This is a genomic window from Virgibacillus xinjiangensis (genome assembly GCF_042643145.1).
Taxonomy (GTDB): domain Bacteria; phylum Bacillota; class Bacilli; order Bacillales; family Amphibacillaceae; genus Virgibacillus_O; species Virgibacillus_O xinjiangensis.
Window position 1 is genome coordinate 64,591 of record NZ_JBHRSA010000034.1, and the last position, 19,964, is coordinate 84,554.

Sequence of the window (19,964 nt, forward strand, 5' to 3'; positions counted from 1 at the left end):
GGTGACAAGATGAGTATCAAAGAAAAACTCAAAAATTATTTCACTGTAGATGATGAGTACGAGTATGAATATGTGGAAGATGCCACCGAACAGGAGAACGAACCAATGGTTAAACAGAAGGGGCAGAATGTTGTCAATTTGACTAGCATGCAGCAGCCTTCTTCCAAGGTCGTGCTTTGTGAACCACGCACGTATAATGAGGCACAGGAAATCGCGGATAATATCGTCAACCGCAGAGCTGTAGTGATTAACCTGCAGAGAGTGGACACGCAGCAGGCAAAACGGATTGTCGACTTTCTGAGCGGAACCGTATATGCGGTGAATGGGGACATTCAAAAACTCGGTGCAGCTACGTTCCTCTGCACTCCGGATAATGTAGATGTGTCCGGTACCATTACAGACACATTAATGGAAACCGATGATTATAACAAAGGATGGTAGAAGATGGGTTTTATTTTTAGTGTATTGAACACTGCATTAACGTTGTACAGCTATGCCATCATCATTTATATCCTGATGTCTTGGTTCCCGGGTGCCCGGGAATCTTCGTTTGGGGAGATGCTGGCAAAAATAACGGAACCTTATCTTGAAGTGTTCCGACGTTTCATTCCTCCGCTGGGAATGATCGACCTTTCGCCGATCGTGGCAATCATTGTCTTGCATTTTGCAAGGTATGGACTGGTCGAATTATTTTACATGGTAGGCATGTAGGAGATAGATATGGAAATTTATCAGCATTTTAGGAAAGAAGAACAGCCGTTCATCGATCAGGCATTTTCATGGAAAGAGAGTGTGGAGGACACCTTTGTCCCCAAGTTGACGGATTTCCTCGATCCGAGGGAACTGCAGATTCTGGAAACGGTCATCGGAAGCCAGAATGAAGAACTGAAGCTGCTCACGAGTGGTGGAGGCATTCATGTGGAAAGGAAGCGGGCTATCATTGCTCCTTACTATGAAGAGATAACTGAAGCAGACTTTCAACTTTCTCTATTGCAGGCGGAATATCCAACTAAGTTCATATCCCTCTCCCACCGTGATGTTATGGGAGCATGCATGTCACTTGGTATCAAACGCAAAAAACTGGGGGACATGCTAGTGGATGAAGGAAAAATTCAGGTAGTGGCGGCAGACGAGATTGCACCATATATCGTGGCAAACTTGACCGAAGTGAAAAAAGCAAAAATCAGCCTGGAAGAAAAGCCTTTTACATATTTTCTGGAAGAGGAGAAGGAGTGGAAGGAATCCGACCAAACGGTTTCCTCCTTACGGCTGGATGCTGTGTTAAAGGAAATCTACCGTATGTCGAGAAAGGACGCGGCAGCACTCATTTCGAGTCAGCAGGTGAAAGTAAACTTCAGGCTTGTAGATGACAGTAAGTTTATTCTGCAAGAGGGGGACCTCCTTTCTGTCAGAGGTAAAGGAAGAAGTAAATTGGTTGCGGTAAACGGTCGGACCAAGAAGGACAAGTGGAGGATAACTACAGCAATTCTGAAATAACCATTGTTGCAGGACATTTGCAAGGAATGGCGAAAGAATATAGTAATCCATTCTTTTATAGGAGGTGGCGGGGATGCCATTAACACCGTTGGATATTCATAATAAAGAATTTACCAGAGGGTTCCGCGGCTATGATGAAGACGAAGTGAATGAATTTTTGGATCAGGTTATCAAGGATTACGAGGCAACAATCAGGGAGAAAAAAGACTTACAGGAGAAAGCAGCACGGTTGGAGGAGAAATTGAGCCATTTCACTAATATTGAAGAAACGCTCAATAAGTCGATCCTGGTAGCACAGGAAACAGCTGAAGAGGTTAAAGGAAGTGCTTCCAAGGAATCGAAACTCATTATCAAAGAGGCGGAAAAGAATGCAGATCGAATCATCAATGATGCATTGAGCAAGTCGCGGAGAATCTCCATGGATGTAGAAGAATTGAAAAAGCAGGCAAAGGTTTTCCGAACACGTCTGAAGATGTTAGTGGAAGCCCAATTGGAAATGATTGAGAATAATGATTGGGAGGATCTTTTTGACGAAGAAATCGGTGATGAACTTGAATTGATTGAAAATCGCTCACAGACTTGACTCACAATCAAATATTACATATAATTCATACAGATATATCTTCAATTGAATACTTTTCAATTACAATGATGGAGACAGTACAGTAGTTAAAGCTGCCAAGCGAGCCGGGAAATGGTGGAAGCCCGGCACAGCGAAGCTTCTGGAATATCACTCCTGAGTATCCATTATGAATGATAGTAATGATGGACGGTCTATTCCCGTTACGAATATCGAGTGAATTTAAAATAATCTTATAGTATTTTAAATTTATAAGGGTGGTACCGCGAGTCTTCTCGTCCCTTTGGGGATGCAGATGCTCGTTTTTTTTATCTCATACACCTTTTTCAAGTTGAGTTCAAACCATGTTAGTTGAGAGAAACAATCGCAACTGATGGAAACACATGCTGGAATTTACTAAAGAACAGGAGGAACAGCAATGGATTATAAAGAAACGCTGCTCATGCCGAAAACAGAATTTCCAATGCGAGGAAATCTGCCGAATAAAGAGCCGAAGAGACAGGAACAATGGGATGAAAACAATATTTATGAAAGAGTACAGGAAAGAACCAAAGACCGTCCATTGTTTATTCTTCATGACGGACCTCCGTATGCCAATGGGGATTTACATATAGGCCATGCACTCAATAAAGTGCTGAAAGATTTCATTGTTCGCTATAAGTCAATGAGCGGCTATCATGCGCCATATATCCCGGGATGGGACACACACGGGCTTCCGATTGAAACAGCGTTGACAAAAAAGAAAAAAATCAAGAGGAAAGAGCTGGGCATTGCTGAGTTTCGTGAAATGTGCGCGGAGTATGCGATGGGACAGGTTGATAGTCAAAGAACGCAATTTAAACAAATGGGTGTCCGAGGAGACTGGGACAATCCGTACTTGACATTGACAAAGGATTACGAAGCGGCACAAATCCGGGTGTTCGGGGAAATGGCTAAGAAAGGCTATATCTATAAAGGTCTGAAGCCTGTCTATTGGTCGCCTTCATCCGAATCTGCTTTGGCAGAAGCTGAGATAGAATACCATGATAAGCGCTCTCCATCCATCTATGTATCATTTCAAGTGAAAGATGGCAAGGATCTCTTGGAGGGAGATGAAAAGTTCGTAATTTGGACCACTACTCCTTGGACGTTGCCAGCCAACTTGGGAATCAGCATCCACCCTGAATTGGAGTACAATGTCGTTCAGGTAGGACAGGAAAAATTCATTATTGCCCATGCACTATTGGAACAAGTGTCAGAGGAACTGGGATGGGAAGATGTGCAGATTGTAAAAACCTTCCAAGGCAAGGAAGCTGATAGAATCGTAGCACAACATCCATTTTATGATCGGGATTCCTTGATCATGCTGGGAGAGCATGTAACTACCGATGCAGGTACAGGGTGTGTCCATACGGCACCTGGGCACGGGGAAGATGACTTCATTGTGAGCAAGGCCTATGGTCTTGAACCTTTATCTCCTCTTGATGACAAAGGTGTATTTACTGCAGAAGCACCAGGTTTTGAAGGACTCTTCTATGACACAGCAAACAAGAATATTACAGAAAAACTGGAAGAAGTAGGAGCGTTGTTGAAGCTCACGTTCATTACTCACTCCTATCCGCATGATTGGCGTACAAAGAAGCCGACCATCTTCCGTGCAACTTCCCAATGGTTTGCTTCCATTAAGGATTTCCGTCAGGATATTCTCGATGAGATCAACCGAATTAACTGGTATCCTTCATGGGGCCAGACACGTCTGCATAACATGGTGCGGGACAGGGAAGATTGGTGTATTTCCCGCCAGCGGACCTGGGGAGTCCCAATTCCTGTCTTCTATGCGGAAGATAATACGCCAATTATCACGGATGAAACGATTGAACATGTCTCCAATCTGTTCAAAGAGCATGGTTCTAATATATGGTTTGAGAAAGAAGCGAAGGATCTGCTGCCGGAAGGCTTTATCTCAGATCATAGCCCAAATGGCAAATTCACGAAAGAAACGGATATCATGGACGTTTGGTTCGATTCTGGATCTTCCCATGAGGCGGTGCTGATGAACCGTGAAGACCACCGCCGTCCTGCTGATGTTTACCTTGAAGGAAGCGACCAATACCGTGGCTGGTTCAACTCTTCAATTTCTACAGCTGTTGCTGTAACAGGAAAAGCACCATATGAAAATATCATTAGCCATGGATTTGTCCTGGACGGAAATGGCCGTAAAATGAGCAAGTCATTAGGCAATGTCATCGTGCCATCCAAAGTGCAAAAGCAATTAGGGGCAGATATCCTAAGGCTATGGGTTTCTTCGGTAGATTACCAAGCGGACGTTCGTATTTCCCAGGAGATACTGAAACAGACATCGGAAGCCTATCGTAAGATCCGTAACACATTTAGGTTCATGCTTGCTAACCTGTCCGATTTCAATCCAGAAACAGACAGGGTTGCAGAGGCGGAGATGGAAGAAGTGGACCGTTATATGCTGCATAGGCTGCAGCGGCTGCTTGCAGATGTGAGGGAGAGCTACGACAGATTCGAATATTCACCAATCTTCCATCAGATTCATAATTTCTGTACGGTTGATCTGAGCTCCTTTTATCTGGATTTCGCCAAGGATGTACTGTATATCGAAGCAAAGAACAATAAACGCCGTCGCAGTATCCAGACAGGCTATTATGAAATCCTGACGACATTGGTAAAACTTCTCGCACCGATCATTCCTCATACTACGGATGAAGTATGGGAGTACATCCCGGGAGTGGAAGCGGAAAGTGTCCAGTTGACTGACATTCCGGAGCCGAGGGACATTGCCGGATACGAACAGATTGAAGATAAATGGGATCATTTCATGAATGTTCGTGATGATGTTCTGAAAGCCCTCGAAGAAGCCAGAAATGAAAAAATAATTGGTAAATCCCTGGAGGCAAAAGTTACTTTGGCACCTAAGGATGCTCATACGAAACAGGTTCTTCAGGAGATGGAACATCTACATCAGTTCCTAATTGTTTCTGAAGCGGATATCAGCAATCAAACCGCCTCAGGCAATGATTATAAATACGTGGAGGTTTCCGTGGAGAAACACCCGGGAGAAAAATGTTCTCGTTGCTGGGTAGCTTCAGAAACGGTCGGTCATGATCATGACCATCCAGAATTATGCTCTCGATGTGCAGAGGTTGTGAAAGAACATTACGAGAGTTAAAAAACGTCCCCCTTGTATACGGCAAGGGGGATTTTTCATTGAAAAAGGATCTCGTACAGTATAAGATAGTGAAGACGCAGGAAATGGAATCGGGGGAAAAGTAATGTATGTGTACTATCTCTTTGCATTGATCGTGATCATCCTTGATCAGTTGACTAAATGGGTGGTTATAAGAACCATGGAGCTTGGTGAGCAGATCACTGTAATGGAAGGATTCTTCTATTTTACTTCTCACCGGAATTCGGGGGCTGCTTGGGGCATATTCCAAGGACAAATGCTGTTTTTCTATATTGTCACCCTACTTGTGGTGGCGGGCGTTATATTTTATATGCAAAAATATGCCAAGAACGATAAACTGCTTGCAACAGCCCTAGGCCTTATATTAGGAGGTGCCCTCGGCAATTTTATCGATCGGCTGGTGCATCGAGAAGTGGTCGACTTTATTGATGTGATTATTTTCGGGTATGATTTCCCCATTTTCAACATAGCTGACTCGGCCCTTACCATCGGTGTGATCTTGATCATCATCGGAACAATACTGGAGGAAACGAAGAAAGGAAAGACAAATAAATGAGCTCATTCAGCCATCTGGTAACAGAAAACCAGGCAAATCAGCGTTTAGATAAATTACTGACAGAACTTAACCAGGAAAACTCCCGGTCCCAGGTCCAAACCTGGATTTCGGACGGATATGTCCAAGTGAACGGCAGAAATATGAAGGCCAATTATAAATGCCAGATTAATGATGAAATCGTGTGGTCTATTCCGGAAGCGGAACCACTTGATCTAACTGCCGAGGATATCCCGCTTGACATCCTTTATGAAGATCGCGATCTGCTGGTCGTCAATAAGCCGAAAGGAATGGTTGTCCACCCTTCTGCAGGTCATGAGAAGGGAACATTGGTGAATGCTCTCCTTCATCATTGCCATGACCTTTCAGGGATCAATGGCGTAGAGCGTCCGGGCATTGTTCATCGTATTGATAAGGACACCAGTGGGCTATTAGTTGTTGCAAAAAGTGACTATGCCCATGCCGAATTATCGGAACAGCTGGCAAACAAGGAGATCACCCGTAAATACGAGGCTGTCGTTCATGGAGAGATTCCCCATGAGACAGGGATGGTGGATGCCCCAATCGGCCGGGATCCCAAAGACCGGCAGAAAATGGGGGTTGTGGAAGGCGGGAAAAATGCAATTACGCACTTCCGTGTACTTAAAAGTTATCCGGATTACTCGCACATTGAATGTCAATTAGAAACAGGACGTACCCATCAAATCAGGGTACATATGAAATATGCGGGTTTTCCATTGGTAGGAGACCCGAAATACGGCCCGAGAAAGACACTGGGAACAGACGGACAGGCACTGCATGCCAGAACTTTGGGGTTTGTCCACCCTCGCTCTGGTGAATGGATGGAATATGAAGTGGCTCCACCCTCAGCTTTTCAAGAGATCTTGTCTTATATTGAGAAATTATATTGACAGGTGACACAGAACCTGCAATAATATAGAGAGTTGAATATGACCTTTTAATAAAGTCCCGTGAGGCTGAAAAGGAACCGAGATGTTTGATGGTGTAACAAATCCCTTTTTCCTCATGGAAAAAGGGATTTTTTTGAACGGAGGTAATGTCCATGAAAAAGAAAACAGAAATTCTGGATCAACCTGCAGTCAATCGGGCACTTACAAGGATAGCACATGAAATCCTGGAGAAGAACAAGGGTGGAGACAACTTGCTGCTCGTCGGAGTGAAAACTAGGGGTGTTCCGATTGCCAAGAGACTGCAGGAAAAGATAAACCAAATAGAAAATGTCATTGTCCCAATTGGTGAGTTGGATATCACTCTTTACCGGGATGATCTGGAAAAGGTTACGGACAATGAAGATCCGGAACTCAAGGCAGTGAATATCGAAGTGGACGTGACAGAGAAGAAAGTAGTCCTGGTGGATGATGTCCTTTACACTGGGAGAACGATTAGGGCTGCAATGGATGCTGTTATGGATAGTGGACGACCGTCCGGAATCCAGTTGGCAGTACTTGTTGATCGCGGTCATAGAGAGCTTCCGATACGGGCAGATTATGTGGGAAAGAACATCCCGACATCCGAACAGGAAGTGGTCGTGGTCCGGCTAGATGAGATCGATCATGCTGATCAAGTGAGCATTTACGAAAAAGAATAAGATGTACCGGGGCCCCGTGAGGCTGAGATGACCGGAAATGGAAAAGACCTTTAAATAAATCCAGAGAGGTTTATAAGGTTGTATAAGAAGACGTGCGGTTTAGTATACGCGTGTACCTCTATGCAATCTTATGCAGGAGGTACACGCTTTTTTTATGGCTCTTAGCAAGGCATCAAGATTTACACAGAAAATACTGGAGGGATTCAGAATGGCAGAAAAAGAGATGGTAATGGATGTACATGAAAGGCCTAAGCTTAATAAATGGTTGTTGTTGAGCATACAGCACTTATTCGCTATGTTCGGATCGACCATACTCGTACCGTTTTTGACCGGCTTATCACCGGCGGTTGCACTGATATCGAGCGGAGCAGGGACGCTGGCGTATATTTTAATCACCCGTGGAAAAATACCGGCATACCTAGGCTCTAGCTTTGCCTTCATTGCTCCAATCCTCGCAGCCAGTGCTGCCTCAGGACCTGCAGGAGCAATGATCGGGAGCTTCATGGCAGGTATTGTTTATGGTCTGGTAGCGATGCTGATAGCGTTCATCGGTACCGATTGGCTGATGAAAATTCTTCCGCCAGTGGTTGTCGGTCCGGTCATCATTGTCATCGGGCTTGGACTAGCGCCAACTGCCATTGATATGGCAATGAACGAGAATGGAGCATATAACGGTACATTCATGATGACTGCATTGGTAACTTTATCGGTCACTGTCATCGCGTCGATTTATTTCAAAGGGTTTTTCAGTCTTGTTCCGATCTTAATCGGAATTGTGTCAGGATATGTCTTCGCATTATTCCAAGGCATTGTTGACACAACGGGAATCAAGGAAGAGTGGGCAGAAATAACAGGGGCCGCATCTGTCGGTGACTTTTTCACAGCAGTGTTCCAGATGCCCGAATTCATTATCCCGTTTGTTGATTACGCACCTGCAGAGGTCTTCAGTATGCAGATTCTATTCATCATGGGTCCGGTAGCACTAGTCACTATAGCTGAACATATCGGGGATCAAATGGTGCTTTCAAAAGTAGCCGGACGTAACTTCCTGAAAGAACCAGGATTGCACCGTTCCATTCTAGGTGATGGGATTGCAACGATGATCGGTTCAGTGCTCGGTGGGCCACCGAATACCACTTACGGGGAAAATATCGGTGTGTTGTCCATTACCAGGGTTTTCAGTATCTTTGTTGTCGCTGGAGCGGCCGTGCTAGCCATCTTCTTCGGCTTCATCGGAATTATTACGGCAGCTATCAGCTCTGTGCCATCACCTGTTATGGGCGGGGTTTCCATCCTGCTTTTCGGGATCATCGCTTCCAATGGCTTGCGCATGCTGACGGACAGCAAGATCGACCTTGGGGATAATAGGAACCTTGTCATAGCATCAGTCATCATGGTGATCGGTGTGGGTGGAGCCTTTATCGAGATCACTGACGAAGTGCAGATTGCAGGGATGGCTTTATCGGCAATAGTAGGTGTCCTTCTCAATCTTGTTCTCCCACAAAAGGAGAAAGCAGGGCAAGGAGAGGAATTGTTCCATAATGAAGAAGCGCCAGAAAAAAAGAGGAATATATCCTAAAAGACGGGAGTGGTTTGATGAGGCATTTTATCTCTGTAGATCAATTCACTGAGGACGAAATCCAGGATCTACTCCAGACGGCGGAACACTATCGGATGGGGGGCTCCCCGGAATTTTCAAAGCCATTGTTTGCAGCAAATCTATTTTTTGAACCAAGTACCAGGACAAAAATGAGCTTTACCATGGCACAGAAGAGACTTGGGATAGAAACGTTGGACTTCCATATGGATACGTCGAGTACCAAAAAGGGAGAAACACTGTATGATACTGCTAGGACGATGCAAGCAATAGGAGCGGATTTGTTGGTTATCCGCCATGCTTCTGACACATGGTCGAATGAACTTCAGCAGAAATTATCCATCCCGATCATCAACGCGGGAGCCGGTAAGGCAGAGCATCCGACACAATGTATGCTAGATCTATTGACAATATATCAGGAGTTTGCTAGATTCTCAGGCTTAAAGATTGTAATTGCTGGAGATATAAGGCATAGCAGGGTAGCTCAGTCCAATGCCAAAGCGCTGAAGCAACTTGGGGCCGACGTCTATTTATGCGCACCGCCAGGGTTTCAGGATAAATCCCTCGATTTTCCTTATGTAACTATGGATGAAGCTGCTGAAATAAGTGACGTGTTAATGCTGCTGCGCATCCAGCATGAGAGACATCAAGGTGAATCGGGCTCTTCCGATGATTATTTGAAGAACTATGGACTTACGAAAGCAAGGGAGAGGAAGATGAGGAATCATTCCATTATACTCCATCCTGCCCCAGTCAATCGTGGGGTAGAGATAGATTCGGATCTAGTTGAATGCAGACGGTCTCGGATCTTCAAGCAGATGCAGAATGGTGTCTATGTACGAATGGCCGTAATAGCGAGAATGTTACAAGAGTGGGGGATGACAGGTGAAGATACTATTAAAAAATACCAACCAGTTTTGGCAAGCAGATGAGAAGCGTAAATGTGACATCTTGATAGAAGATAAAAAAATCCAAAGAATTGAAGAGGGGATCGATGAAGAAGCGGATCAAGTGATTGATTGTGAGGGAAAACTTGCTGTCCCAGGTTTTGTTGACGTGCATATCCACCTGCGCGAGCCAGGGGGAGAACATAAAGAAACAATAAAAACTGGAAGCATGGCAGCGGCCCGAGGAGGCTTCACTACGGTTTGTGCCATGCCAAACACGAACCCTGTTCCTGACAACTCCAAAGACATCCAGGCATTGCAGAAAAAAATAGAACGGGATGCGCTCGTACGTGTATTACCTTACGCAGCGATAACAAAAGGGTTGAAGGGACAAGAACTGACGAATATCGATGAACTGGCCAAGCAGGGCATCTTTGCCTTTACGGACGATGGTGTCGGAATCCAAACGGCAGATCAGATGTTTCGTGCTATGAAGGAAGCTGCAAAAGCCGGCAAGGCTATTGTTGCTCATTGTGAAGACAACTCCATTGTTTACGGAGGTGTTCTCCATGAGGGTAAAGTCAGTGAACGATTAGAACTTCCAGGCATTCCTTCCATAAGTGAATCTGTACAGGTTGCTCGAGACGTTCTGCTGGCGGAAGCGGCTGACTGTCATTACCATGTTTGCCATGTCAGCACAAAAGAGTCTGTACGTGTTATTCGGGATGCAAAGAAGGCGGGAATTAAGGTAACAGCAGAAGTGACCCCCCACCATTTATTGCTTCATGAAGAAGATGTGCCGGAAGACGATGCAGACTATAAAATGAACCCGCCCCTTAGAGCCAAGGAGGATCAGCTAGCACTAATGGAAGGTCTTCTGGATGGGACCATTGATTTTATCGCTACCGATCATGCACCACATGCTTCAGAAGAGAAAGCAGCCGGTTTTCTGAAAGCTCCATTCGGAATTGTCGGACTGGAAACTGCATTCACCCTTCTCTATACCAAATTGGTGCAAACGAACAAAATGAGTTTAAAACAGTTAATCGACTGTCTGACCATCAAGCCGGCAGGAGTATTCAACCTTCCGTTTGGCACTTTGAAGGTGAACGGAGCTGCTGATGTTACGATTATCGATTTGGAAAAAGAGTCTACCATCGACAAAGATGGTTTCTTTTCAAAAGGAAATAACACTCCTTTCCATGGGTGGAAGGTGCAGGGAATACCTGTGCTTACTATAGCGGAAGGAAAAGTTGTATACAAGGAGGATGACAATGACTGAACGACAATTGGTTCTGGAAGACGGCACTGTATTTGTTGGTGAAAGTTTTGGAAGTGAATGTGCTGCGTCAGGAGAAGTGGTTTTCAATACGGGTATGACGGGCTATCAAGAAGTGATCAGCGATCCCTCCTATTGCGGTCAGATCGTGATGATGACTTATCCTCAAATGGGGAATTACGGCATTAATCGGGATGACTTTGAAACAGTCCATCCTTTCATCCACGGTTTCATTGTCAAAGAAGTATCTGAGGATCCTTCAAATTTTCGCAGCAGTGAAACATTGAGTGAGTTCTTGAAAGTTCATAATATCCCCGGCATATGTGGTATAGATACAAGAAAATTGACAAAGGTCATTCGAAAGCACGGCACCATGAAAGCGGCAATCCGACCTATAGACGAAACAGCAGACGATATTGTAAGGCAACTGAGCAGTTCTCAGCTGGAGAGGAACCCGGTGGAAAGAACTTCTACTGTGAAGCCCTATGTCGTGCCAGGCAGAGGGAAGCGAATTGTTATGGTGGATTTTGGAATGAAGCATGGAATATTGAGGGAACTGACAAAACGTGAATGTCATATTACCGTGGTCCCCTACCACTATGATGCAGATGCCATCCTACGACTGAAACCTGATGGCATTATGCTGACCAATGGACCGGGAGATCCGAAAGAGGTTCCTGAGGCAATCGAGATGATTAAAGGTATCCTTGGTAAGGTGCCTCTATTTGGAATATGTCTTGGACACCAGCTCCTTTCTCTGGCATGCGGAGCAGATACAGAAAAATTGAGATTCGGCCACAGAGGTGCAAACCACCCGGTGAAAGATTTAGCATCCAATCGTACATACATAACTTCACAGAACCACAGTTATGCGGTTCGTAGGGAATCCTTGGCAGGGACACAGCTTGATCTCACCCAAATTGCCTTGAATGATGACACAGTGGAAGGGGTAAAGCATCAGGTATATCCTGCATTTTCAGTACAGTATCATCCCGAAAGTTCTCCGGGACCGGAAGACACTGGACATTTATTTGATGAATTCTTGCAAATGATAGCAGACAGTCAACCGAAAAAGGAGGAGAATATCTATGCCTAAAGAGAGAGACATCCAAAAAATACTGGTCATCGGGTCAGGCCCCATCATTATCGGCCAAGCTGCAGAGTTTGATTATTCAGGAACACAAGCATGCCAAGCACTTCGTGAAGAAGGGTATACAGTGATTTTGGCGAATTCCAACCCCGCCACAATTATGACAGACCATACGGTGGCAGACAAAGTATATATGGAGCCACTAACCGCTGATTTTTTGGCGAAAATCATCCGAAAAGAAACGCCCGACGCTTTACTTCCTACACTTGGCGGGCAGACTGGACTTAATTTAGCCATGGAACTGGATAAGGCCGGCATTCTCGACCAATATGGCGTCAGCCTTTTAGGTACTTCTTTAGAAGCTATTCAGAAAGCAGAGGACCGGGAACAGTTCAGAGCATTGATGAGAGAGTTGAACGAGCCCGTACCTGACAGTTCCATTGTCAACTCCGTGGATCAAGCGTGCGATTTCGCGGAGGAAATCGGGTATCCCGTCATCGTTCGTCCTGCATATACTCTCGGTGGAACAGGCGGCGGCATGTGCAATAATGAAGAGGAACTGAAGGAGACAGCGAGGAATGGCTTGTCCCTTTCACCGGTGAGCCAGTGTTTAATAGAAAAGAATATCGCCGGATATAAAGAGATCGAATATGAAGTGATGCGGGATAAGAATGACCAGGCAATTGTTGTTTGTAATATGGAAAATGTGGATCCAGTCGGTATCCACACGGGAGATTCCATAGTAGTTGCGCCGTCTCAGACCTTGAGTGACCGGGAGTACCAGTTGCTCCGCAATGCCTCCTTAAAAATCATTCGGGCCTTGGAAATTGAAGGAGGCTGTAATGTACAGCTTGCACTCGATCCTGACAGCTTCAATTATTACATTATAGAAGTGAATCCACGTGTATCGCGATCTAGTGCACTTGCTTCTAAAGCGACAGGGTATCCAATTGCCAAAATGGCAGCAAAAATTGCGGTTGGTTTGACATTGGATGAAATTACCAATCCAATTACCGGAACAACATATGCCATGTTTGAACCGTCTTTGGATTATGTAGTCACAAAGATTCCACGCTTCCCATTTGATAAATTCAGTACAGGGGACCGTTACCTGGGTACTCAAATGAAGGCTACCGGTGAAGTAATGGCGATTGGCAGGAATTTTGAAGAATCCTTTCTGAAGGGTATTCGTTCCCTGGATATTGGTACAGAAGAGTTGGGATTGTCAAGTGTTGAAAGCTTATCCGATTCAAAGATCATCAAACATTTGAAAAAGCCGGGAGATGAGCGTGTCTTCATGCTGGCTGAAGCATTCCGCAGGGGAATGGCCATCGATGATATCTTCCAATTGACCAAGATCGACCGGTTCTATCTCGTCAGGATACAAAAGTTGATTCAATTTGAAGAAACATTGAAACAGAACAAATTTAATGCTTCCATAACAAAACAGGCGAAAAAACTGGGGATTCCGGATGCACATTTGGCAAGGCTCTGGAGTGTAACTGTAGATGACGTCTATCAATATAGGAGAGAAGAACAACTTCAGCCTGTATATAAAATGGTAGATACCTGTGCAGCAGAATTCGAATCGGAGACACCTTACTTCTACAGCACGTATGAAGAGGAAAACGAATCCCATGTGACAGATAGAAAGAAAGTACTCGTGCTAGGTTCCGGGCCTATCCGGATCGGTCAGGGTATTGAATTCGATTATGCTACAGTGCACTCTGTACTAGCCATCAAAGAAATGGGCTACGAAGCGATCATTATGAATAATAATCCAGAAACGGTTTCCACTGACTTCAGTATTTCCGATAAGTTGTATTTCGAACCTCTGACTTTAGAGGATGTCATGCACGTGATCGACCTGGAAAAACCCGAGGGAGTCATCGTCCAGTTTGGCGGACAAACAGCAATCAATCTAGCCGCAGGCCTTGAACGCCGGGGGGTCAACATCCTTGGCACCAATTTGGACGCAATAGATCGGGCAGAAGACCGAGATAAATTTGAAATTCTTTTGAATGATTTGGATTTACTCCGTCCTGAAGGTAAGGCTGTCAAACAGCTGGACCACGCAATGGAAGCAGCAAACTCGATTGGCTATCCTGTGCTTGTCCGTCCTTCCTATGTCATTGGCGGAAGCAGAATGGAAATTGTCTATAATGACACGGAACTGGAAGCCTATCTGAAAAAATCAGCAAAAGTCCAAAGTGAGCATCCGATTCTGATTGATAAATATATTACAGGCATTGAAGTGGAGGTGGATGCCATCAGTGACGGAGAGACAGTAGTTGTTCCTGGTATTATGGAACATATTGAACGGTCAGGAGTTCATTCCGGGGATTCCATCGCTGTCTATCCTCCACAGCGTCTAAGTGAAAAGGTAAAGGATAAATGCATGGAAGCTGCCTCCAAGATTGCCCAAGGTCTATCGGTGAAAGGTTTAATCAATATCCAGTTCATCATCCAAGAAGACGAAGTATATGTGCTCGAGGTAAACCCGCGTGCAAGCAGAACCATCCCATTCCTGAGCAAAATTACCGGAGTCACTATGGCAAATTTGGCAACAAAATGTATTCTTGGGGAAAAACTTTCCGCTTTCGGCTATAAAACAGGCATCCTTCCAGAGGCGGAAGACGTGTCCGTGAAAGTACCTGTCTTCTCTTTTGAGAAGCTGCAGAGAGTGGATACGATACTAGGGCCGGAAATGAAATCGACAGGAGAAGCTATCGGACATGATAAGACATTGGAGAAGGCATTATACAAAGGGCTGATTGCTTCTGGTGTGAAAATTCCGCAGGAAGGGGCCATCCTTTTGACTGTGGCTGATAAAGATAAACAGGAAGCAGGACAGCTTGCAGAGCATTTTCATCAGCTCGGATTCCAGCTGTACGCAACAAAAGGAACAGCTGATTTTCTGAGACACAGCAGAATCCCGGTAACGGAGGTGGCAAAAATTGGCTCAGGTGATCCTGATGTACTTTCAATTATCGAAGAAGGAAGAGTACAATTTGTCATCAATACCCTTACTTCCGGGCAGCAACCCCGTTCGGATGGCTTCAAGATTAGGAGGGGAGCTGTCGAACATGGGATTGCATGTTTGACCAACCTGGATACAGCCAATGCCATCCTGCATGTCATTGATTCAACGACTTTCACTGCCAAAGCCATAGTAAACAAAGAGGTAGTGTTGTCATGATTAATAAAGAAAAGATGTGTATCCAGAGTCGGCAGCTTATAGCGGCAGACACCATCGAGATGGTGTTGAAAAATCGACGGGTAAGCCAAGCTGCCAGTCCTGGCCAGTTTCTTCATATTAGTGTGCCTGGTCATACATTACGCCGTCCGATATCCATTGCTGATGTAGACAAAGATGCCGGAACCACGACGATTCTGTTCAAGATCAACGGATCTGGAACAGAGCGTCTGGCCGCATATACGGAGGAAATGCACCTTGACATACTTGGACCATCCGGCAACGGTTTTCCAACGGCAACAGCAAGCATGGAGGATCATACCATCCTGCTGATCGGTGGCGGGATTGGGATTCCGCCTCTCCATTATCTAGGCCGAACATTAGCTGAACAAGGAAAGAAGGTCATTGCCGTTTTAGGTTTCCAATCAAAAAGCCATGTTTTTTATGAGAAAAAATTCCAACAGTTTGCAGAAACCTTTATAGTGACTGACGATGGATCTTACGGGAATTCCGGCCTTGTCACAGATTTGCTTGATGACGTAACACCGTTCGATCGGTATTATACCTGCGGACCGATGCCAATGCTGCAGGCTGTAACGTCTAAGCTTGCACATAAAGATGGGTACCTCTCTTTGGAGGAACGGATGGGCTGCGGAATTGGGGCATGCTTTGCTTGTGTCATACCGGAAGCTGGAACATCTGGTTACCGGAAGATCTGTAAGGATGGACCGGTCTTTCAAGCAGAGGAGGTTGTTCTATGATAGATTTATCGGTACAGCTGCCCGGACTTATTCTAAAAAACCCAGTCATGCCGGCATCCGGATGTTTTGGTTTTGGCAGGGAATACAGCGAATTCTATGATTTAAGCCGACTGGGAGCAGTGATCATGAAGGCGGCTACAGGTGGAGAGAGATATGGAAATCATACCCCAAGGGTTGCTGAAACACCTTCAGGAATGCTGAACGCAATAGGACTTCAAAATCCCGGTGTGGAAAAAATCATCGAAAAGGAAGTTCCTTTTCTGGCCGAATTCGATGTCCCAGTGATAGCCAATGTCGCGGGGAGCACCATAGAGGAATATCAAAAAGTGGCGGAAGCATTCAATGATACAAACGACGTACATGCACTTGAACTGAATATATCCTGCCCCAATGTCAAAGAAGGGGGACTGCAATTTGGTACGGACCCGGCAATGGCTGCAGAGGTGACGAAAACGGTAAAGCGAGTGAGCAAACATCCTGTATATGTAAAACTTTCACCGAATGTTTCAGATATTGTCACCATGGCAAAGGCTGTAGAAGCTGCCGGAGCTGACGGCTTAACCATGATCAATACATTAACCGGCATGCAGATGCATCTTCCGTCTAAAAAGCCATTACTGGCTAATAGCACTGGCGGCCTTTCTGGCCCTGCGATAAAACCGATAGCTATCCGGATGATCTATGAGGTCAGACGGCAAGTTGCCATTCCGATTATCGGAATGGGAGGGATCAGCAATTCCGAGGATGTGTTAGAATTCTTACTAGCTGGTGCAAACGCAGTAGCAGTAGGGACGGCTAATTTTCAGAACCCGCTTGTATGTCCTGAAATCATTGACCAACTGCCGGAGACCCTGCATACTTATGGGTTTGATTCCGTAAAAGCAGCCTCAGGAAAAGGAGTGCCTGTCTCATGACGAAGGATGTTTATATTGCTCTCGATTTCCCCGAAGGCGCAGCAGCGGAGAACTTTTTGAAGCAAAATCAATTGGAAGGTGTCCCAGTAAAAGTTGGAATGGAACTTTTTTATAGGGAAGGACCCATCATAATAGAAAAATTGAAAGATCGCGGGCACCCTGTATTTTTGGATCTGAAGTTGCACGACATACCGACCACCGTCATGAAGGCGATGAGCAACCTGGCAAAACTTCAGGTAGACATGGTCAATGTGCATGCCCTCGGAGGGGGGGAGATGATCCATTACGCCAAAGAAGGTTTGCTTGCCGGCTCTTCTACTGGAAAGGGGCCCAAGTTGATAGCTGTAACAGTTCTGACATCGATGGAAGAAGCAACAATACAAGAGGATTTAAAGCTTTCCGGGAGTCTAGTAGACAACACAGTTCACTTGGCAGAACTGTCACACGAACATGGAGCAGATGGTGTTGTATGTTCCGTCCATGAGGCCTCGCAAATCAAGGAAGCCTGTAGTGCTGACTTCCTCACTGTGACACCTGGTATACGGTTGGATGGAACGGACAGTAATGATCAGAAACGCGTGGCCTCCCCAAGATACGCCAAGGAAAATAATGCTGACATTATAGTTATTGGCCGGAGCGTTACAAAAGCCGATGACCCACGTGCAGCATATGAACGAGCAGTAAAGGAGTGGCAGGTGTGAAAATAAAGGATAATCTGGCAAGAGATTTACTGGAGATCAAGGCAGTCCAAATCAATAAAGATCATTATTTTACTTGGACATCCGGAATAAAGTCACCGATTTATTGCGATAATCGGCTGACAATGTCCCATCCTAAAGTACGAAAGAACATTACCGAAGCATTTGTCAGTCTGGTAGAGAAAATGGAAGAGAAACCGGAAATCATCGCCGGTTGTGCAACAGCGGGAATACCGCACGCAGCATGGCTTGCAGACCGTCTGGCCCTTCCTATGGTTTATGTCCGGTCCAAACCGAAGGGACATGGTAAAGGAAACCAAGTGGAAGGAGAATTGCCAGCGGGTAAAAGGGTACTGGTAATAGAAGACCTCATATCTACTGGCGGTTCTTCCCTGCAGGCGGCAGAGGCAGTTCGTCGGGAAGGCGGGGTAGTTACAGGAGTAGCTGCAATTTTCACCTATGGGTTAGAGAAAGCCGACACGGTCTTCCAAGAGGCGGGAATCAATTTCTCAACCATTACAGGTTTTGATCAACTACTCGAAGCATTGACTGACGATGGAGAACTGAATGAAGAAGACAAAAGGGAACTGCTTTTATGGCGGGATCAATTGGACTAATGGAAAAGATGACCTATATACCAGGTCATCTTTTTTCATTCCTGAAATGCACGAAGGAGTGAGTTATTCTATAATAGAAGAATACTAGTGTTAAAAATGGGAGCTGCGGAGAATGAAGATAGAAGATTATAAGTTACTTCTAAAGATGAATGAGGTTGGAACAATCAGGGGAACAGCTAAAGCGATACTTATTTCACAGCCCGCTGTCACACAACGGCTCAGGTATATAGAAAGTTATTTTGGACACACCATTTTCATTCGGACACCTAAGAAGCTTTTGCCTACCCCTGCAGGAGAATTAATCTTAAACCATGCGAAAAATGTGATGAAGGGAGAGGCGGAACTGGAGAATCACCTGGCTTCCTCAGCAAAGCGGGTGCAGGGCACACTTTCCATTGCTTGTTCCTCCCTGATCAGCCAACGGTTTCTTCCTTCCATATTGGGGGAATATACCTCTAAATATCCTAAAGTGGCGGTCGAACTCGTAACAGGAATCAGTGAAAACATACGCAGGGAGCACAAAAACTATCATGTATGTATCATCCGCGGAGAGAAATTGAAGGAGTGCACCTCAGTGCGACTGTTTGATGACCCGTTATATATATTTGATACCGAGCCTTTCCCGAAGAATAAATTAAAGGAGCGTCCGCTCATCTCCTTTAGCAGTGATGACAGCATGCATGAAGTAGTAGATACATGGCTTTATGAGCATCAGGAGGAAATCAAACCAGTCAAAACCCTTACGGTGGATCAAATTGAAACATGCAAGCAGTTTATGAAACAGGGGATCGGAATGGCTGTACTGCCGGAAAGCGTCTCCGACAGCATGAAGGAAGAATATCCTCATCTTCCGCTGCTTTTGGACGGTAAACCGGTTACAAGAGGCACCTGGGTATGTTATCAGGAGGGTGTCCGTGACCTGCCCCATGTAGACCATTTCATCAATGCATTGACTAATCAATCGTTCCTGGATGTTTAGAATGGTGAGGTGGAAGGAATACTCTTTGGAGAAGCCCTTAAAGGAGGTATTTCATGAGTAACGTACTCTTTACGTCTAAAGCGACAGCAAAAAATGGCCGTGATGGTCATGTAAAATCTGATGATGGATTAATTGATCTGAACCTTGTCAATCCGGTTCATAATAGCAAAGATAGTGGCTCAAATCCAGAACAATTATTCGCTGCTGGTTATTCCGCTTGTTACGATGGTGCGTTAAGCCATGTGGCAGGTGAACAGAAGAAAGAAATTGATTCGGAAACGACGGCAGAAGTCAGTTTCTTGAAAGATGAAGAAGATGGCGGATTCAAAATTGGTGTCACTTTGAACATTGAAATAAAAGGTGTCAGCCAAGAAGAAGCTGAAGAGCTGGCAGAGGCAGCCCACCAGTTTTGCCCTTATTCAAAAGCGACCAGAGGAAATATTGAAGTAGAACTGAATCCGAAGGCAGTATAAAACAAAAAAATGGATGGTCCCCAGCAGGGATCATCCATTTT

General features: G+C 45.2%; 19 protein-coding genes and 1 other annotated feature. All 19 genes read left to right on the plus strand.

The genetic code is table 11. From position 1 onward, the window contains the following. The first annotated feature begins 9 nt into the window (after positions 1-9). The 19 genes from ACFOGI_RS08305 to ACFOGI_RS08395 all read left to right on the plus strand — a co-directional run bounded on the left by ACFOGI_RS08305 (position 10) and on the right by ACFOGI_RS08395 (position 19,923). Positions 10-441, plus strand: a complete 432-nt coding sequence (locus tag ACFOGI_RS08305) for a cell division protein SepF (RefSeq protein ID WP_390271296.1) — start codon at positions 10-12, stop codon at positions 439-441. A gap of 3 nt (positions 442-444) precedes the next feature. Further along, positions 445-711, plus strand: a complete 267-nt coding sequence (locus tag ACFOGI_RS08310) for a YggT family protein (protein WP_390271299.1) — start codon at positions 445-447, stop codon at positions 709-711. Positions 712-720: 9 nt separating this feature from the next. Beyond that, the gene (locus ACFOGI_RS08315) at positions 721-1,497 is read left to right on the plus strand and encodes a YlmH family RNA-binding protein (RefSeq protein WP_390271302.1); all 777 of its coding nucleotides are present in this window, start codon (positions 721-723) and stop codon (positions 1,495-1,497) included. Positions 1,498-1,570: 73 nt separating this feature from the next. After that, positions 1,571-2,080 carry a DivIVA domain-containing protein gene (locus tag ACFOGI_RS08320; RefSeq protein ID WP_390271304.1) on the plus strand — a complete coding sequence of 170 codons (510 nt, stop codon included), beginning with the start codon at positions 1,571-1,573 and terminating at the stop codon, positions 2,078-2,080. Positions 2,081-2,136: 56 nt separating this feature from the next. Then, positions 2,137-2,363, plus strand: a binding site (T-box leader). A gap of 132 nt (positions 2,364-2,495) precedes the next feature. Then, on the plus strand, positions 2,496-5,252 hold the full coding sequence (gene ileS / locus ACFOGI_RS08325; RefSeq protein WP_390271307.1) for an isoleucine--tRNA ligase: 2,757 nt from the start codon (positions 2,496-2,498) through the stop codon (positions 5,250-5,252). 103 nt (positions 5,253-5,355) lie between these two features. Beyond that, positions 5,356-5,826, plus strand: a complete 471-nt coding sequence (lspA, locus tag ACFOGI_RS08330) for a signal peptidase II (RefSeq protein ID WP_390271310.1) — start codon at positions 5,356-5,358, stop codon at positions 5,824-5,826. Further along, positions 5,823-6,734 carry an RluA family pseudouridine synthase gene (locus ACFOGI_RS08335; RefSeq protein ID WP_390271313.1) on the plus strand — a complete coding sequence of 304 codons (912 nt, stop codon included), beginning with the start codon at positions 5,823-5,825 and terminating at the stop codon, positions 6,732-6,734. The genes lspA and ACFOGI_RS08335 overlap by 4 nt, the downstream gene beginning before the upstream one ends. A gap of 152 nt (positions 6,735-6,886) precedes the next feature. After that, the gene (gene pyrR / locus ACFOGI_RS08340) at positions 6,887-7,432 is read left to right on the plus strand and encodes a bifunctional pyr operon transcriptional regulator/uracil phosphoribosyltransferase PyrR (protein WP_390271316.1); all 546 of its coding nucleotides are present in this window, start codon (positions 6,887-6,889) and stop codon (positions 7,430-7,432) included. Positions 7,433-7,640: 208 nt separating this feature from the next. Further along, complete coding sequence (locus tag ACFOGI_RS08345; RefSeq protein ID WP_390271319.1) at positions 7,641-9,011, plus strand: solute carrier family 23 protein; 1,371 nt, start codon at positions 7,641-7,643, stop codon at positions 9,009-9,011. 17 nt (positions 9,012-9,028) lie between these two features. After that, positions 9,029-9,961, plus strand: coding sequence for an aspartate carbamoyltransferase catalytic subunit (locus tag ACFOGI_RS08350; protein WP_390271322.1), 933 nt, complete (start codon positions 9,029-9,031; stop codon positions 9,959-9,961). Then, complete coding sequence (locus tag ACFOGI_RS08355) at positions 9,915-11,198, plus strand: dihydroorotase (protein WP_390271325.1); 1,284 nt, start codon at positions 9,915-9,917, stop codon at positions 11,196-11,198. Before ACFOGI_RS08350 ends, ACFOGI_RS08355 begins: the two co-directional genes overlap by 47 nt. Beyond that, entirely contained in the window at positions 11,191-12,291 is a 1,101-nt protein-coding gene (locus ACFOGI_RS08360; RefSeq protein ID WP_390271328.1) for a carbamoyl phosphate synthase small subunit, read from the plus strand. The genes ACFOGI_RS08355 and ACFOGI_RS08360 overlap by 8 nt, the downstream gene beginning before the upstream one ends. After that, positions 12,284-15,484: a carbamoyl-phosphate synthase large subunit gene (carB, locus tag ACFOGI_RS08365; RefSeq protein WP_390271331.1), complete on the plus strand. Its 3,201-nt coding sequence runs from the start codon at positions 12,284-12,286 to the stop codon at positions 15,482-15,484. Before ACFOGI_RS08360 ends, carB begins: the two co-directional genes overlap by 8 nt. After that, positions 15,481-16,242 (plus strand): dihydroorotate dehydrogenase electron transfer subunit, encoded by a 762-nt coding sequence (locus ACFOGI_RS08370; protein ID WP_390271334.1) that lies wholly within the window; start codon positions 15,481-15,483, stop codon positions 16,240-16,242. Before carB ends, ACFOGI_RS08370 begins: the two co-directional genes overlap by 4 nt. After that, the gene (locus tag ACFOGI_RS08375) at positions 16,242-17,156 is read left to right on the plus strand and encodes a dihydroorotate dehydrogenase (protein ID WP_390271521.1); all 915 of its coding nucleotides are present in this window, start codon (positions 16,242-16,244) and stop codon (positions 17,154-17,156) included. Before ACFOGI_RS08370 ends, ACFOGI_RS08375 begins: the two co-directional genes overlap by 1 nt. Beyond that, entirely contained in the window at positions 17,153-17,857 is a 705-nt protein-coding gene (gene pyrF, locus ACFOGI_RS08380) for an orotidine-5'-phosphate decarboxylase (RefSeq protein ID WP_390271337.1), read from the plus strand. Before ACFOGI_RS08375 ends, pyrF begins: the two co-directional genes overlap by 4 nt. A gap of 2 nt (positions 17,858-17,859) precedes the next feature. After that, positions 17,860-18,471: an orotate phosphoribosyltransferase gene (gene pyrE, locus ACFOGI_RS08385; RefSeq protein WP_390271523.1), complete on the plus strand. Its 612-nt coding sequence runs from the start codon at positions 17,860-17,862 to the stop codon at positions 18,469-18,471. A gap of 112 nt (positions 18,472-18,583) precedes the next feature. After that, positions 18,584-19,450: a LysR family transcriptional regulator gene (locus ACFOGI_RS08390; RefSeq protein WP_390271341.1), complete on the plus strand. Its 867-nt coding sequence runs from the start codon at positions 18,584-18,586 to the stop codon at positions 19,448-19,450. A 53-nt stretch (positions 19,451-19,503) separates the two neighbouring features. Further along, the gene (locus ACFOGI_RS08395) at positions 19,504-19,923 is read left to right on the plus strand and encodes an organic hydroperoxide resistance protein (protein WP_390271344.1); all 420 of its coding nucleotides are present in this window, start codon (positions 19,504-19,506) and stop codon (positions 19,921-19,923) included. Positions 19,924-19,964: the final 41 nt, after the last annotated feature.